Consider the following 16,003-nt stretch of genomic DNA (forward strand, 5'->3'; position numbering starts at 1 on the left):
TCACCACCACAGGGTGTATCGTTGAGAGGGAGTTCGCGATGAGACTTCTGTTTGCAGGCATGGCGGCCTCCCGGAGCCAATTTGCGTCAGAACCGTCTGTGGCTGTGACGCGTCCGGTTGAGCTCAGGAGTTGAGAAGAGTGTCGAAATCCCTGCGGACCCTGATCGGCGCGATGGCCGCCGCCTTGACCCTGGTCGCCGCTGCCGTCCCGGCGCACGCCGAATGGCGCAGGGCGGAGAGCCCCCGGTTTATTGTCTACTCGCAGGGCGGCGAGCGCGAGCTGCGCGACTACGTACGCAAGCTGGAGACCTATGACTGGCTGCTTCGAGCCCGCTTCGGCCGCTCGCCGGACGATGCGCCGATGCGCAAGCTTCCGATCTATCTGGTCGACGGTCGCGCAGGCATCCAGCAGGTCACTCCGAACGCCTCGGCCTTGGTGGCCGGAACCTACTTCCCGACCGAAGAAGACATCTTCGCCATCGCCGTTCGCGGCGACGATGACGACTATATGTTGCACGAGTACGCCCACCACTTCTTCTTCCAGAACGAGTTCGCGACCGGCTATCCGGCCTGGCTGGTGGAAGGCCTCGCCGAATACTTCATGACCGCCGAGATCAGCGCAGGCTCCGTCGAGGTGGGGCGGGCCAATACCGGCCGGGTTGCCACCCTGACGCAGAACAACGCGACGCCGCTCTCGGACCTGCTGACCCTGAGGTTCGCGGATGTGCGCGGCTCGGGCGCCCGCGCGACCTACTATCCGATGGCCTGGCTCCTGACCCACTGGTTCCTCAGCGACGAGGCCCGGGGCCGTCAGTTGCGCGTCTATCTCGCCGATCTTGGGAACGGCGGCGATCCCGTCGAGGCCATCCAGCGCGCGACCGGTCTGTCGCTGGAGGAACTGCGCGTCGCCCTGCGCGCCCACATTACGTCGGGCTTGCCCTTCACCCGCTACCAGGCCGATTTCCCCCAGCCGGAGATTACTGTCACCGCCCTGCCGCGCTCGGCCGATGACCTCCTCTTGGTGGGCCAGAGGCTCAAGGTCGGCGTGGCCGACGACCAACGCGCCGCCACCGTCGCCTTGGTTCGCACCCTCGCGGCCCGCTACCCGGACGACTCTTTCGCCCAACTTCAGCTCGGTCACGCCGAGATCCATTTCGGTGACGCGGCGGCGGGCGAAGCCATCCTGACCCGCCTTCTTGAAGCCGACCCGGTCAACGTCGAGGCGCTGCAACTGATGGCCACCCGGCGCATGGCGGAGGCGAGGGAGGAACCGGAAACGCGCGACACCCGGATCGCCGAGGCTCGCGCCTTCCTCGGCCGCGCCTTCGCTGCCGACCGTCGCAACTACCAGACCCTGCTTCTGCTCGCCCAGACGCGGGTCGGCGCGGCCAACTACCCCAACCCTAACGACATCCAGACCTGGACCTACGCCTACCAGTTCGCCCCCCAGCTACCCGCCATCCGGCTCGGCTTCGGGCGCGCCCTGATGCTGACCGACAAGCCCGACGAGGCCGTCTATGTCCTGACACCGCTGGCGCGTTCGCCGCACGGCGGACGGACGGTCGAGCTGGCGCGTGATCTGATCGCACGCGCCCGCGGTGGGCGGCCGCCTGAGGACGATCCGGCAAGCGACGTCGACGAGCCGGACACGGAGCCAACCCCGCCGCCTGCGTGACTTTCGGGCCGTCGCGCGCTACCTCCCGCCCCCATGTCGAAACTGACCCTCGAACAGGAGGCCCTGCGCCGCAGGACCTTCGCCATCATCGCGCACCCCGACGCCGGCAAGACGACGCTGACGGAGCATATCCTGCTGTCCGGCGGCGCCATCCGGGCGGCCGGCGCGGTGCGGGCGCGCGGCGAGAACCGGCGCACCCAGTCCGACTGGATGAAGATCGAGAAGGAGCGCGGCATTTCCGTCTCCGCCTCGGTCATGACGTTCGAGCACGACGGCAAGATGTTCAACCTGCTCGACACGCCCGGGCACGAGGACTTCTCGGAAGACACCTATCGCACCCTGACCGCCGCCGACTGCGCCATCATGGTGCTGGACGCCGCCAAGGGGATCGAGCCCCAGACGCTGAAGCTGTTCGAGGTCTGTCGACTGCGCGACATCCCGATCATCACCTTCATCAACAAGCTGGACCGCGAGGCCCAGGACCCGATGGCCCTGCTGGACGAGATTGCCTCGCGCCTCCAGCTCGACCCATCTCCGATCTGGTGGCCGGCCGAGAGCGGCAACCGCCTGCGCGGCATGGTCGAGATGGGCACCGGCAAGTTCCAGCCCTACGCCAAGAAGCCCGCCGGTTCGAAGGAGGACGTCCCCCACCCGGCCGCCCTTCCGCTCGCCGACGCCGGCGAGTACTTCGAGGCGGGCGAGCTTCAGGCCCTGATGGACGCGCAGGAACTGGTCGAGGGCGGTTACCCCGCGTTTGATCGCCAGTCCTTCCTCGAAGGCCATATGACGCCCGTCCTCTGGGGTTCGGCGCTCCGCCACTTCGGCATCGACGAACTGCTGGCCGCCATCGGCGAGTGGGCCCCGCCGCCCAAGACCATGCCGGCCCGCAAGGAAGCTCCGCCCGAGACCCGCAACGCCCCGGCTCCCGTCGAACTGACCGTCGAGCCCGGCAACGCCGAGGTCACCGGCTTCGTCTTCAAGGTCCAGGCCAACATGGACCCCAACCACCGCGACCGGATCGCCATGTTCCGCATGGCCTCGGGCAGCTTCAAGCGCGGCATGAAGCTGAAGGTCCAGAACACCGGCAAACAGCTGTCGGTGAACGCCCCCATCATGTTCTTCGCCTCGGACCGCGAACTGGCCGACGACGCCTTCGCCGGCGATGTGATCGGCATACCCAACCACGGCGTTCTGCGCGTTGGCGACAGCCTGTCGGAAAGCGGCCTGATCCGCTTTGCCGGCCTGCCCAACTTCGCCCCGGAAATCCTCCAGCGCGTGCGAGTCAAGGATCCGCTCAAGGCCAAGCACCTGAAGAAGGCGCTAGACGGCTTGGCCGAAGAGGGCGTCACCCAGCTGTTCCGCCCGGAGATCGGCGCGGACTTCATCGTCGGCGCCGTGGGCCAGCTTCAGTTCGAGGTCATGGCCGACCGGCTCGGCGAGGAATACGGGCTGGAGGTCATCTTCGAGCACAGCCCTTATGCCGAGGCCCGCTGGATCGACGGCGATAAAGCCGACGTCGAGGACTTCATGTCCAAATACCGCGGCCAGATGGCCCGCGACATCGACCAGGCCCCGGTCTTCCTCGCCAAGTCGAGCTGGGAGACCGGCTACGTGATGGAGCGCTTCCCCAAGGTGGCCTTCACCAAAACGAAGGAACGCGGCTAGAGCTTCGTCAGCACGCCTTCCCGCAGCCAAAGATAGCCGACGAACAGGCCGAACAGGACCAGGATCGGCATCGGGTTGGCGCGCGCGCTGATCCACGGCAGGTCGAGCCATGCGAGGCCCACGAACACAAAGACGATGCAGATCGCGGCCAGCACATCGACGACGTGCAGCAGCCTGAATCTGTAGGGACCTTTGGCGCTCATCATCTTCCGTCAGGTGATTTAGGGCTGAACCCTAGCCGTCCGCCTTCGTTTTGTCGTCCGGGTCTGCTCGAAAGGACGACATGAACGGACGAACGAAGACCTGCGGAACAGCCTTGGCCCTGGCGGCCGCCGCCCTGCTGCTGGCCGGCGCCGCTTCGGCCCAGCAAAGCCCAAGCTCAGCGACGACCCGGTCGCTGAACACCGCGCCGGCGCAATCGACCCTGACGCCGCGTCCCAACGCCCAGCCGCCTCTCAGCGCCGCCGAGCGCCCGCAAACGGCCCGCCCGCAACCCGCCCGCCCCCAGACCTCGCCCCCGCAGACGACGGCGGCCGACCGGACCCTCGAAGACCTGCTGGGCGACACCACCGAGGAGCCCACCGAGACCGCCGAACAGCCGACCGGCGTCACCCTCGCGCCCGGCGAGACCGAGCCGGCCCCCATCCCCATGACGCTCGGCTACTATGTCCGCGGCGACAAGGACTGCGATCAGGTCTGGCCCGGCGAAGGCGACCTCGCCTTCCTGACACCGACCTCCTTCAAGATCGACTTCGGCGGCTGCGAACCCGGCCAGTTCCTCCAGACCGGCCCCAACAGCTGGGGCGAAGCGCAGCGCTGCCGGACCGAGATGGGCGGCGACGCCGGCGCCTATAACGTCACCTACGAGGTGCTCGGCACCGATCAGATCAAGCGCACCGCCCGCTTCGGCGACGACGTCGATGCGGCCGAAGACGATCTGTGGAATTTCTGCCGGCTCGCCGATGTGCCCGAAAACGCTCAGTTCGGCTCGTAGTCAGGGCGTGACGGGCGCGGGGATCGGCGCCGTCCGGGGCCTGATTTCGAACATCGGCAGGAAGATCTGCAGCAGCGGCCCGTTCGACAGGGCGTAGGCCACCGTGCCGACCCCGATCGTGCCGCCCAGAATCCAGCCCATGACGAGGACCAGCCCCTCGATCGCCATCCGCACCCAGCGCACTTCCCACCCGGTCAGGCGCACGCCCCCGGTCGTCAGCCCGTCTCGCGGCCCCGGTCCCAGGCCCGCACCGATATAGGCCCCGGTCGCCACCCCGTTCAGCAGGATGGCCCCGACCAGAAACCCGATCTGCAGCGGCAGCCCATGGATTTCCGGCAGGAAATGCAGGCTGACATCCGCCGCCGTGCCGATCACCAGCACGTTGCAGATTGTCCCCACGCCCGGCTTCTGCCTCAGCGGGATCCAGATCAACAACACCAGCGCCCCGACGATATTGACCACCAGCCCCAGGCTGATCCCTGTCATCTCTGACAGGCCCTGATGGAAGACGCTCCACGGATTCAGCCCGAGGTCGGCCCGGACCATGAGGGCGAGCGACGCTCCGTACAGGAGCAGGCCGATCTGGAGCTGGATGAAGCGACGGATGAACATGCGGCCAGGCTAGAACAACCGGCCTTGTAATCCATAGCCACTTTGGCGACGGTGGCCTCATGTCCGGCGTCGTCAACCTCAACAGCCTCTCCCGCCACCTCGGCGACTGGCGCGCGTCCGGCGCCGAGGACGTCGCCTATCGCAGTCTCGCCGATGCCTTGAAGGGCCTTGTGCTGGACGGCCGCCTGCCGCTCGACGCCCGCCTGCCCGGAGAGCGTCGTCTGGCCGAGGCCCTGGGCGTTAGCCGCATCACGGTCAGCGCGGCCATGGACCGGCTGCGCGCAGATGGCTTCCTGACCAGCCGCGTTGGCGCCGGGACCTATACCGCCCTGCCCTTCCGCCGCGCTGAAAGGCTCGAAGGCCTGTTCCACGTCGCTCCGGGCCCGGAGGTGGTGAACATGGCGACGGCGGTCCTTCCCGCCGGAGCGCATGTCCACGCCGCCTATGCGCGAGCGCTGGACTCGCTGCCGGCCCACTTGCCGGGCCATGGCTATGATCCCGTCGGCCTGCTGCCCCTCAGGCGCGCGGCGGCCGAGGCCTATGATCGCGCGGGCCTGCCGACGACGCCCGACCAGATCGTGGTCACGGCCGGCGCCCAGAACGGTCTCGCCATCCTGCTGCGCGCCTTCGGTCGGCCGGGGGATGTGGTGGTGATCGACCACCCCACCTATCCCCACGCCATCGAGGCCATCGTCCGTGCAGGCATGCGGCCGGCGCCCGTGGCCCTGACCTCTGCGGGCTGGGACATCGACGGACTGGTCTCCACCATCGAGCGGGTCCGTCCCCGGCTGGTCTATCTGCTGGGGGCCCACCAGAACCCGACCGGCCACGTGATGGCCGCCGAGGACGAGGCCACCGTGGCCAGGGCCGTCGCCCGGGTCGGCGCCCTGATGGTCATGGACGACACCCAGCGGGAACTGTGGTTCGACCGGCCGCCCCCGCCGCCCGCCGCGGCCGGTCCTCACGTCGTCCGCATCGGCTCGATGAGCAAGACCTGGTGGGGCGGCCTGAGGATCGGCTGGATGCGGGCGGAAACGGAGGTCGCGGACGCCGCCGTCCGGGCCCGCGCCTCTCTCGACCTGGGCGCCGCTGTCATCGAGCAACTCGCCGCCGCCCACCTGCTGGCCGGGGACCAGACGCCCGTCGTCGAACGCCGCGCCGCCCTGGCCGCGCGTGAGGCCGCCCTGCATGCCCGGCTTCACAAGGTTCTGCCCGACTGGCGAACGACCCGCCCGACCGGCGGTCTGTCGCTATGGGTCGCCCTGCCTCGCCCGGTGGTCGGCGCTCTCGTCGTCGAGGCTCAAAAGTCCGGGGTCATCATCGCACCGGGCACGCGCTTCGGCGTCGACGGCGCGTTCGACCGCTTCGTCCGCCTGCCCTACTGCCTGCCCGAGGCGGAACTCGAAGGGGCGGTCGACGCCCTGGCCGAAGCCTGGAGTCGCATCGGCGACCGCCCGCCCCGACGCGCCAGGGCGCCGGAGCCGGACGTGTTCTGAAAGCCTACGCCTCGACCGTGTCGAGGAACGGATAGTCGGTGTAGCCCTTGGCTCCGCCACCGTAGAAAGTGGCCTTGTCAGGCGCATTCAGCGGCGCGTTCTGCTTCCAGCGCTCGACCAGGTCGGGGTTGGACAGGACAGGCACGCCCGAACTGATCAGGTCGGCGCGACCCTCGGCGAGGGCGGCTTCGGCCAGTTCGCGGGTCAGGCCGCCGTTCAGCATCACGGGACCGCCGAAGGCCTCGCGCATCTTCGCCGCCAGCTTCGGCGCGCCTTCCCAGCTGGCCATCGGCGTACCGGGCTCGCCCTCGATGATGTGCAGATAGGCCAGGCCGAAGGGCTTCAGGGCGCCGGCCGCATGGACGAAGATCGTCTCCGGATCGGAATCCCGCGTTCCGTTCGACCCGTTGGACGGCGACAGACGCACTCCGACCCGATCCGCGCCCCAGACGGCGACGACGGCGGCGACGACGTCGAGCAGGAAGCGCGACCGGTTCTCGACCGAACCGCCGTAGCTGTCGTCGCGCTGGTTGGAGCCGTCCTTGAGGAATTGGTCGATCAGATAGCCGTTGGCGCCGTGCACCTCGACCCCGTCGAAGCCGGCCTTCTTCGCCATCTCGGCGGCATGGGCATAGTCCGCGACGATGGCCTTGATCTCATCGACCGTCAGGGCGCGGGGGATCTCGAACGGCGTCAGGGAGAAGTCGCGCTTCATCGCATTGCCGACCGCCGCGATGGCTGACGGGGCGACCGCCTGGCCGCCGTCGGGCTGATAGTCGGGGATCGACACACGGCCCACGTGCCAAAGCTGGGCGACGATCTTGCCGCCCCTGGCGTGCACCGCCTCGGTAATGGCCTTCCAGCCGGCGACCTGGGCGTCGGTGAAGATGCCGGGCGTGTTGGGGTAACCCTGACCCTGCTGGCTGATCTGGGTGGCTTCCGAGACGATCAGGCCCGTCGAGGCGCGCTGGGCATAGTATTCGACCGCCAGCGGGTTCGGGACCTCGCCCTCGATCGCCCGGCTGCGGGTCAGGGGGGCCATCGCGATCCGGTTTTCGAGATGGATCGCGCCGAGGTCGATGGGGTCGAAGAGAGTCGTCATGTGAAACACCTGGTGTTGCGGTCCGGATCAGGTAGGCGCCTGTCGCATGCGGCGCAACAGGCCGGAGTGGAACCGGGTCGCGGCGTCGGGTTTGCTAGACAAGGAAGCGAACGCCTGAGACGGTCCCGATCCGGGACGCGCGGAGAGTGACGACGTGGCCATGTTCGAGTTCGGCAAGGATCTGAGAAAGCTCTTCGTGCAGGCGCGCGAAAGCGACGACCTGGGCTGGCTGGAGCTGATCGGCGTCAACCTGCTGGCGCGCGAGGCCAGATCGTTGACCACCGACGGCGGTCGGGTCTCCTGCTCCCAACCCTCACCGACCTGGCGGCGCGCCTCGATCCTGTGGCGCGAGCATGCTCGCCGCAGCGGCGCCCCCGACAGTATCGTCCGCGCCCTGGCCACCGCCGAAGACGCCCTGAAGTCCGCCCGCACCGAGGACGAACGCGCCCGCGCCCTGCTGGCCGGCGCCCAGGCCCTGATCACCAGGTTCGACCTCTTCGGCGACCGCGACGCCGTGGTCCAGGCGGCCGAAATGGCGCGCGACGCGACCTCGAAACGGTTGCCGACCCTCGCCTCATGCGCCGGCGTCCATGCCCGCATCCGCGCCCGTCAGGCCCGGCTGAGCGAGAAAGCCAACGACCGTCAGGACGCCGCCGCCCTGATGGACGCGGCCTTGCATGCCCTGACAAGACACAATCCGCTCGAGGCCGACGACCTGCGCCTCGACGCCGCCGCTCTTGCGCTCGAAGGCGGCATCCTCCAGCGCGACGCCCGTCTGCTGGATCAGGCCGGGCGCGACCTGACCGCCCTGATCGAGGCCTCGTCGCCGGACACCCGCCCCCTCACGCGTGCCCGGGCGCTGGCCCTGTGCGCCGCCGGCCTCTCGGCTCTGGCCGCCATGGCCAATGACGATGCGGCGATGAACACCGGCCACGAGATGTTCGACGCCGCCGCCGACCAGTTCTTCGTCGACCACAGCCCGCTGGACTGGGTCGCCATCCAGATCGCCCGCTCCATCGACCCCGCCACCGCCATCGAGCCGATCCGCCAGTGCGTCGCCCTGACGACAGGCCAGGGCACGATCCTGGGCGCCCTCGCTCTGGACCTGATGGTCGCGCGCGAAATCGACGCGGCCGCCGCCGCCGGCGATCTGACCGAACTGACGAAGATCGAGACCCGCGTGCGTCGCCGCCTGGCCGACCGCACGGTCGTTCCCGCAGCCGTCGACTGGGCCGTCGACCAGATCGCGATGGCCCGTCTGATGATCGCCCGTAGCGAGTTGATGGGCTCCGACCCGGACCAGGCCGCCTTCGTCCTCGCCGAAGCCGCCGAGGCCGCCCGCGACCACGGCGTTCCGGTCATCGCCGACCGCGCCAGCGATCTGATGACGGGTCTGCCCGCCCGGGTCTGACCACGGACAAGAAATAAGGGCGGCGATCCCCCCGGATCGCCGCCCCTGCGTCAACCGACCGACTGGCGATCAGGCCAGTTCGTCAGCGTCGCAATCCTCGTCTTCGTCCTCGTCGTCTTCTTCGTCCTCGTCGTCTTCATCCTCGTCTTCGTCTTCGTCCTCGTTGTCTTCCTCGTCCTCGTCCTCGTCATCCTCTTCGTCATCTTCCTCGTCTTCGCAGTCGTCCTCGTCCTGGACGAGCGACAGGCCGCCGTCGTCGGCGAGCGAGGTGACCGAGGCCATCCAGACCGGCGCTTCGGCCGGAGCCATGTCGGCTTCGGCGCTGGCCGGTGCGACCGCCGCAGCGGCCATCACCAGGCCCAGAGCCGTGGTTGCGAGAAGCAGTTTCATTTTCAAATCCCCCTGTTGAGTGGAACGGCCAAGGTTCAGCATTCACCGAACGCTGTCCACTGGACAGTTTTGGTACGGTGCGGCGGCGAGCATTGGAAAGGCTCCGCTTTCCGGTCCCGTCAGGTATCGTCAGACCCCACGGCCGCCATCAGAATGCTGAACATGCCGAAGAAGTAGAGCTCGCAGGCGTCCGCAAAGGCCGGGGTGAGGATCAGTTTGTCGGGCGTTTCGCCATCGGCGGTCAGTCCCGCCTCGTGCAGCATCTTCAGAACCCGGCGACCGTGGGTCCTCGACACGCCCAGCCGCTTCGACAGACGGCTCAGGTTGAGGTCGATCACGCCCTCCGCCCGGGGATAGCCGGCCTCGCACGCCGCCTCGGCCAGAGAATAGGCGACCATCAGTCCCATCGACCGTCGCCCGACCCCGCCGAGCGGTTCGATCAGTTCCTGATCCAGCGCCGGCGCCGCCAGATGCCGCGTAGCGAGGAAGCCGACGATCCTGTCGAAGACCGTCGGATCGTCATAGGTCTCGACCAGGACGCCGAGGCGCGGATCGATCAGGGCAAGGCTTTTGAGCTCGATCAGGTAACAGGTCCGGAAGGCCTGAACCATGGCGGGCGCGGGCGCGTAGCGGCGTTGCCGGCCGCTCTGGAACGCATCCTGCGGCACGATCAGACCGGCGGACTGCATCCGCTTCAGGATGGCCGTCGCCCGGCCGGCGCTGAACAGATCCTTGGCCACCTCCTGCAGGCCCCGGTGATACAGCCGGTCGAGCGAATGCAGATGAAGCGCCAGGACCCCCAGCGCGTAGGTCGGGATGTCTCCGATGCAGCGATAGAAGCTGGGATCGTCATCCAGCAGGGCCAGCGGGCCGCTGGTGGAGTTTCGCATGGCGGCGGCGAACCCGGGACGGGCGTAGATCGGGACTGGGCTCATTTTTCACCGCCGGGGGCGTTTCCTTAAGGTGAAGCTTAGCCTTTTTCCGCCGGGAAGCGACTCCCCGATGGTGGACCGGCATGCGACCGCGCCTACCCGCCCATCGCCACGAAGGCGCCGTTCAGGAAGCCGGGCTTGGCATAGGTCAGCGGTTGCCCGTCGTGACCGAGCACCCGTCCCCCGGCGGCTTCCAGCACCGCCTGCCCCGCTGCGGTATCCCACTCCATCGTCGGACCGGTCCGCGGATAGGCGTCGAACCGGCCCTCGGCGATCAGGCAGAATTTCAGCGACGAATCCGTTCCCTGCCATTGGGTGCAGCCGTGACGGGCCGCCAGCCGGGCGGCCTCATCGTCGGTGACGCTGTGGCTCAGCAGGGCGAACCCCTCATCCGGCCGGTTGCGCACCCGGATCGTTCGCCAGGCGTCGCCGTATCGGCGCATCTGGGCTCCGCCGCCCGGCGCGGTTCGCCAGGTCAGGGACGTCGCCGGAGCCGAGACCACACCGACGGTCGGACGATTGCCCTCGATCAGGGCGATGTTGACGGTGAAGCTCTCCTTGCCCTGGATGAACCCCTTGGTCCCGTCCAGCGGATCGATCAGCCAGAATCGCTCGGCGGCGCTCTCGGGCTTGCCGTCAGCCTCGGACTGCTCCTCGGCCACGGCCTGGACCTCGGGATAGAGGGCCGCGAGCCGTGACAGGATCAGGGCCTCGGCCTTCTGGTCCGCCAGGGTCACCGGACTGTCGTCGGCCTTGGAGAAGACCTCTCCGCCCGTCCGCCAGAAGGGCAGGATGACGGCGGCGGCGTCCTCCGCGATCTCGGCCAGGTGGTCGTGGAGGTCGCCGGAGGCGAGGTCGGAAGACAGTCTGTCGCTCATTCGCCGGGGGATAGACCATCGCGGGCGGTTTCGCGAACCGGCAAATCACGCCAGCGTGCCGGTCAGATCCGCAGTCCTCCACGAGCCAGTCCCCGCATGACCGACGCCGCCCTCTCCGCCCAGTCTGGTTCGCAGTCGGCGGCCCTGCCCGTCGACGGCCAGGAACTGGCCAGCCTGATCGCCGCCAAGCTCTGCCACGACTTCATCTCGCCGTCGGGCGCGATCATGTCGGGCCTCGACCTGCTCAACGACCCGACGGCCCAGGACATGCGCGACGACGCCATGGGCCTGATCGCCGACAGTGCGAAGAAGATGGTCGCCCTGGTCCAGTTCTGCCGCGTCGCCTTCGGGGCCGCCACGACCGCCGAGCGGTTCACCGGCGCCGAACTGACGGACCTTGTCGACAACGTCGTCGCCGGCGGCCGCGCGACTCTGGCCTGGAACCTCGGAGAGGGCGACTTCGGCAAGCCCCAGGCGCGCGCCCTGGTCAACCTGGCCTATCTGACCGTCGGCGCCCTGCCGATGGGCGGTGCGGCCACGGTCGCCGTACGGCGCGAGGGCGCGCAGATGGTGATCGAGGGCGTGGCCGAGGGCGCGCGAGCCCGCCTCAAGGCCGAGGCGGCGACGGGTCTGGCCGGCCTGCGCCTGACCGAAGGCCTCGCTGGCCAGTGGATCCAGCCCTACTGGCTGTGGCTGACAGCGGATCAGTCGGGCGGAACGCTCACGGTCGAAGCTGTGGAAGGCCGCGTCTCCATGACGGCGCGGATGCCGTCTTAATCCCGAATCCCAACGCCTCGTTAACCGCCCGGAAGCGATATTGGCGGTTGAAGCGGCGCGTGATTCCAGTCGCCGGGAGACAACCGCGTTGGATATCCGCACCTGCCTGATCATCGACGACAGCCGGATCATCCGGAAGGTCGCGCGCCGCATCGTGGAAGGTCTCGGGTTCGAGGTCGACGAGGCGGCGGACGGCGTTGAGGCCCTGTCCTATTGCGCCGGCATGATGCCGGACGTCGTCCTGCTGGACTGGAACATGCCGGTGATGGACGGCCTGACCTTCCTGCGTCGGCTGCGCGCCAGTCCCAACGGCGACAAGCCCAAGGTCCTGTTCTGCACCATCGAGACGGCCCCGGACCGCATCGCCGAGGCCCTTCAGGCCGGGGCGGACGACTACGTCATGAAGCCGTTCGACTCGGAAATCCTCCACTCCAAATTCTCTGAAGTCGGAGCGGTCTGAAACCGGTCATGACCCGCCCCGTAGCTGTCACATGATCCAGGACGACTTCGACCGTCTGCAGGCCCTGATGGTCTCGCGCGCCGGCTTCCGGCTCGGGCGCGATCGCATACATCTGGCCGAGCACCGGCTGGCGCCCGTCGCCCGCCGCGAGGGTTTCGACAGCGTCGACGACATGCTGGCCAGCCTCTGGGCCAAGCCCGTCGCGAGCCTGGGCTGGGCCGTCATCGAGGCTCTGCTGAATCCCGAGACCTGGTTCCGCCGCGACCGCAACGTGTTCGACACCTTCGCCCGCGAGTTGCTGCCCGCCATCGCCCGCGCCCGGCCCGAGGGTCTGGTGCGCGTCTGGTCCGCCGGCTGCTCGCATGGACAGGAGCCCTATTCCCTCGCCATGGCCGCTCTGGACACCGGGGCCAATGTCGAGATCGTCGCCACCGACCTGTCCCAGCGTGCGATCGAGCGCGGACGCTCGGGCGCCTACACCGCCTTCGAGATCCAGCGCGGCCTCGCGGCCCAGACCATGCTCAACTGGTTCGACCCGGCGGAGGACGCCTGGGTCGCCAAACCCGCCCTGCGCGACGCCGTCCGGTTCGCTCGCCACAACCTGCTCGATGCGCCAGCCGACGGCGCCCAGTTCGATGTCATCCTGTGCCGCAACGTCCTGTCGGAGATGGACCCGGCCAAACGCGGCCAGGTCGTGGACGGCCTGGAACGTCGGCTGATCGACGACGGCGTCCTGATCATCGGCGCCGACGAGCGGATCGAGGGTGACACCGTCGCCTTCCGTCCCGTGACCGGCCGCAAGGGTCTGTTCGTGAAGGCGCCCTCCGCCCTCAGCCGCGCGGCCTGATCCCGGTCGACACGGCCCCGCTTGCCCCCCTATGGTCGGCGGAACGTCGAGGGGGATTCACGATGCGTTGGGCTCTGTTTCTCGGATCGCTGGCCGTCGCCCTTCTGATAGGCGTCTGGGCCCTTCAGGTCCCCGCCCCGCGCGGAACCGGAACCCCCGCCGTCGACTTCTCCGCCGCCCGCGCGATGACCGACGTGCGCGCCATCGCCGCCCGGCCCCACCCCGTCGGATCGGCCGACCACGCGCGGGTGCAGCACTATCTTTTCGGCCGGATGACGGCCCTGGGCCTCAACCCGGCGCTGCAGGCCGGAGCCCTGTCTCCCGAGGCCGTCGAGCGTCTGAACCGCTGGGGCGGCGATCCGGCGGCGGCGGGCAATCAGGCGGTCAACATCGTCGGCGTCCTGCCCGGCCGGAACCCGACCGCTGCGGCCGTCCTCATGATGGCCCATTACGACAGCGCCTGGGACTCGCCCGGAGCCGCCGACGACAGCGCCGGCGTCGCCGCAGTCCTTGAGGCCGTGCGCGCCATCAAGGCGCGCGGCCCGGCCGACCGAACCCTCGTCGCCCTGTTCACCGACGGTGAAGAGCTGAACCTCGACGGCGCCCGCATCTTCTTCTCCGAACATCCCCTGCGCGACCGTATCGGCTCGGTGGTCAATCTGGAGGCCCGGGGCGGCGGCGGGCGGGCCTTCATGTTCGAGACCGGGCGTGGCAACGCCGAGACCATCGACCTGTTCAGCCGGGCGGCACGCCGCGCGGACGGCGGCCCCTCGTCCAGCTCGCTGTCGATCTTCGTCTACGAGAACATGCCGAACGGCACTGACTTCACCATCCCCAAAAACCGGGACATCGGCGGCGTCAACTTCGCCTTCATCGGCCGTCCGTCCCAATATCATTCCCCGACCTCCACCCCCGATAATCTCGACCCGGGTGCGGTCCAGCACATCGGCTCGCAGGCGCTGGAGGCGACCGACGCCCTCGTCCGCGCCGACGCCCTTCCGGTCGCGGGCCGCAACGTCGTCTACGGCGACTATCTGGGCCTGTTCACCCTCGTCCATTCGCTGGATCTCGGCTGGACCCTGCTGGCGATCACCGCCGTGCTCGGCGCCTTCGCGGCCTGGGGCGCGCGCCATGCCACCCGGCTGACCGCCGCCGACGTCGGACGCGGGATGCTGTCGGGCCTGTGGGTCTTGGCCATGGGAGTGGTCTTCGCCCACGGCGTCCGCGTCCTCGCCGGGCCGCTGACCGCACGGGCCGAGTCCTCCGACGTCTACTACACCCTGCTACGCCGCCTGCCGTGGATGGAGGCCGGCGTCGGTCTGGCCATGGCCTCGATCGCCCTGGCCCTGCTGGCCGGACGTCAGGCGCTCGGACCGAAACTGCTGGCGGGCGTCGTCGTCGGAGCCGTGGCCGCCAGCCTCGTGCTGGGCGGATTCGACCCCGTCGTTCTGGGCGCAGGCGCGATCGCCATAGCCCTGACCGCCTGGCCCCAAAGCGCGCCCAAGACCGTCTGGGGCGGCTGGCTCGGCCTGATCGCCCTGGTCTTCGTCTTCGGCTGCGCGGCCCAGGGCGCGGCGCCCGAGGCCGCCCTGATCCTGATCTGGCCCGGCCTGCTGGCCGCCGCCGCCGCAGCCGCCTGCGCGCTTGTCGGCGCCCTTCTGGAGAGCCCACGGTCCCTGATCCCGGCGGTCGTCGCCACGGTCATCGGTGGAGCCTGGATCCTCAACCTGTCGCACCAGGTCTTCCTCGGTGTCGGCATGGATCTGCCCGGCGTCCTGAGCCTGATGACGCTCCTGATCCTGCTGTTCCTCGCCCCGCTCGCCCCGCGCGCCAGTGGCACGCTCGCCGCCGCAGCCGCCGCCTGCCTGATCCTCGCCTGCGGCCTGTCCCTGACCGCCCGGTTCGCCGAGCCCGCGCCCCCGCCCGCCGCCGACGGCCCCACTTAGGACCCCGCTAACCCTGCCACTTAAGCGGAACGCAAAGCCGCTGCGCTATCAGGGTCGCCATGAACCTGATCCACGCCCTCCAGGACAACACCGATCCCAACTCGCTGGTGTCGCGCTTCCGCCGCGCCCGCGCAAAACGGATTGTCGACCTGATCACGAAGATCCACGCCGAGAAAGGCTCGGTGAACATCATCGATCTGGGCGGGGAGGCGAACTACTGGACCCTGTTCGACTCCCGGTTTCTGCAGGCGTCGAACGTCCGCATCACCCTGGTCAATCCGGGCGGCATCGACGAGGTCGCCGACCCTCGTCTGTTCACCGTCGTCGACGGCGACGCCTGCGCCCTGCCGCAGTACGCCGACCACGCCTTCGACCTGGTCCATTCCAACAGCGTCATCGAGCACGTCGGCGACTGGACCCGCATGGAGGCCTTCGCCGCCGAATGCCGCCGCCTGGCCCCGCGCTACTATGTCCAGACGCCCTATTTCTGGTTCCCGGTGGAGCCGCACTTCTCGGCCCCCTTCTTCCACTGGCGCTCGGAACAGAGCCGCGCCCGGTCGCTGCTCAAGCGCCGCCACGGCTTCTCGCAGAAGGCGCCGGACATGGGCGCGGCCATGCGCGACGTCCAGCACGCCCGCCTGCTGGACAAGGCCCAGTTCCGCTTCCTCTACCCGGACGCAGCCCACCACGACGAGGTCGTCGCCGGACTGACCAAGTCCCTGATCGCCGTCCGCGACCCCACCTCGCACTGACACGACCTGACGACGGCCCCGCGGCCGTTGGCGCTCGCCTGCGGCTCCGCTAGACAGAATCCGTTC

At 68.9% G+C, this 16,003-nt stretch carries 16 protein-coding genes; 10 read left to right on the forward strand and 6 right to left on the reverse strand.

From position 1 onward, the window contains the following. Positions 1-139: 139 nt before the first annotated feature. Positions 140-1,675: a DUF1570 domain-containing protein gene (locus tag ACQY68_RS14615; RefSeq protein WP_428150310.1), complete on the forward strand. Its 1,536-nt coding sequence runs from the start codon at positions 140-142 to the stop codon at positions 1,673-1,675. 33 nt (positions 1,676-1,708) lie between these two features. Further along, positions 1,709-3,340, forward strand: a complete 1,632-nt coding sequence (locus ACQY68_RS14620) for a peptide chain release factor 3 (protein ID WP_428150312.1) — start codon at positions 1,709-1,711, stop codon at positions 3,338-3,340. Here ACQY68_RS14620 and ACQY68_RS14625 read toward each other — a convergent pair. Continuing rightward, entirely contained in the window at positions 3,337-3,543 is a 207-nt protein-coding gene (locus ACQY68_RS14625) for a hypothetical protein (protein WP_428150313.1), read from the reverse strand. The two genes, ACQY68_RS14620 and ACQY68_RS14625, sit on opposite strands and share 4 nt — an antisense overlap. An 80-nt stretch (positions 3,544-3,623) precedes the next feature. Between ACQY68_RS14625 and ACQY68_RS14630 the strand changes: the two genes are divergently transcribed. Continuing rightward, positions 3,624-4,334: a hypothetical protein gene (locus ACQY68_RS14630; RefSeq protein ID WP_428150314.1), complete on the forward strand. Its 711-nt coding sequence runs from the start codon at positions 3,624-3,626 to the stop codon at positions 4,332-4,334. On the opposite strand, the gene ACQY68_RS14635 is transcribed toward ACQY68_RS14630, so the two are convergent. Beyond that, positions 4,335-4,946: a YczE/YyaS/YitT family protein gene (locus ACQY68_RS14635; protein ID WP_428150316.1), complete on the reverse strand. Its 612-nt coding sequence runs from the start codon at positions 4,944-4,946 to the stop codon at positions 4,335-4,337. 59 nt (positions 4,947-5,005) lie between these two features. On the opposite strand from ACQY68_RS14635, the gene ACQY68_RS14640 reads away from it, so the two are divergent. Continuing rightward, entirely contained in the window at positions 5,006-6,442 is a 1,437-nt protein-coding gene (locus tag ACQY68_RS14640; protein ID WP_428150318.1) for a PLP-dependent aminotransferase family protein, read from the forward strand. Between the two features lie 4 nt (positions 6,443-6,446). Here the strand turns inward: ACQY68_RS14640 and ACQY68_RS14645 are convergent, their stop codons facing one another. Beyond that, on the reverse strand, positions 6,447-7,544 hold the full coding sequence (locus ACQY68_RS14645) for an alkene reductase (protein WP_428150321.1): 1,098 nt from the start codon (positions 7,542-7,544) through the stop codon (positions 6,447-6,449). 160 nt (positions 7,545-7,704) lie between these two features. Here ACQY68_RS14645 and ACQY68_RS14650 point away from each other — a divergent pair, with 160 nt between their 5' ends. Next, positions 7,705-8,955 carry a hypothetical protein gene (locus ACQY68_RS14650; protein ID WP_428152679.1) on the forward strand — a complete coding sequence of 417 codons (1,251 nt, stop codon included), beginning with the start codon at positions 7,705-7,707 and terminating at the stop codon, positions 8,953-8,955. A 69-nt stretch (positions 8,956-9,024) separates the two neighbouring features. Here the strand turns inward: ACQY68_RS14650 and ACQY68_RS14655 are convergent, their stop codons facing one another. The 3 genes from ACQY68_RS14655 to cysQ form a co-directional block, all read right to left on the reverse strand. Then, positions 9,025-9,345 (reverse strand): hypothetical protein, encoded by a 321-nt coding sequence (locus ACQY68_RS14655; RefSeq protein WP_428150322.1) that lies wholly within the window; start codon positions 9,343-9,345, stop codon positions 9,025-9,027. A gap of 119 nt (positions 9,346-9,464) precedes the next feature. Continuing rightward, on the reverse strand, positions 9,465-10,280 hold the full coding sequence (locus ACQY68_RS14660; RefSeq protein ID WP_428150323.1) for a hypothetical protein: 816 nt from the start codon (positions 10,278-10,280) through the stop codon (positions 9,465-9,467). A gap of 92 nt (positions 10,281-10,372) precedes the next feature. Then, a complete protein-coding gene (gene cysQ, locus ACQY68_RS14665) occupies positions 10,373-11,155 on the reverse strand; it encodes a 3'(2'),5'-bisphosphate nucleotidase CysQ (protein WP_428150324.1) in 783 nt (260 codons plus the stop codon). A gap of 96 nt (positions 11,156-11,251) precedes the next feature. On the opposite strand from cysQ, the gene chpT reads away from it, so the two are divergent. The 5 genes from chpT to ACQY68_RS14690 all read left to right on the forward strand — a co-directional run bounded on the left by chpT (position 11,252) and on the right by ACQY68_RS14690 (position 15,937). Continuing rightward, complete coding sequence (chpT, locus tag ACQY68_RS14670) at positions 11,252-11,932, forward strand: histidine phosphotransferase ChpT (RefSeq protein ID WP_428150325.1); 681 nt, start codon at positions 11,252-11,254, stop codon at positions 11,930-11,932. Positions 11,933-12,026: 94 nt separating this feature from the next. Then, complete coding sequence (locus tag ACQY68_RS14675) at positions 12,027-12,392, forward strand: response regulator (RefSeq protein ID WP_428152680.1); 366 nt, start codon at positions 12,027-12,029, stop codon at positions 12,390-12,392. A gap of 31 nt (positions 12,393-12,423) precedes the next feature. Then, entirely contained in the window at positions 12,424-13,239 is an 816-nt protein-coding gene (locus ACQY68_RS14680; RefSeq protein ID WP_428150327.1) for a CheR family methyltransferase, read from the forward strand. 62 nt (positions 13,240-13,301) lie between these two features. After that, a complete protein-coding gene (locus ACQY68_RS14685) occupies positions 13,302-15,185 on the forward strand; it encodes a M20/M25/M40 family metallo-hydrolase (protein WP_428150328.1) in 1,884 nt (627 codons plus the stop codon). A gap of 59 nt (positions 15,186-15,244) precedes the next feature. Then, positions 15,245-15,937: a methyltransferase domain-containing protein gene (locus tag ACQY68_RS14690; protein WP_428150330.1), complete on the forward strand. Its 693-nt coding sequence runs from the start codon at positions 15,245-15,247 to the stop codon at positions 15,935-15,937. The last annotated feature ends 66 nt before the right edge of the window (positions 15,938-16,003 follow it).

Source organism: Brevundimonas sp., from assembly GCF_965278935.1.
Taxonomy (GTDB): Bacteria; Pseudomonadota; Alphaproteobacteria; order Caulobacterales; family Caulobacteraceae; genus Brevundimonas.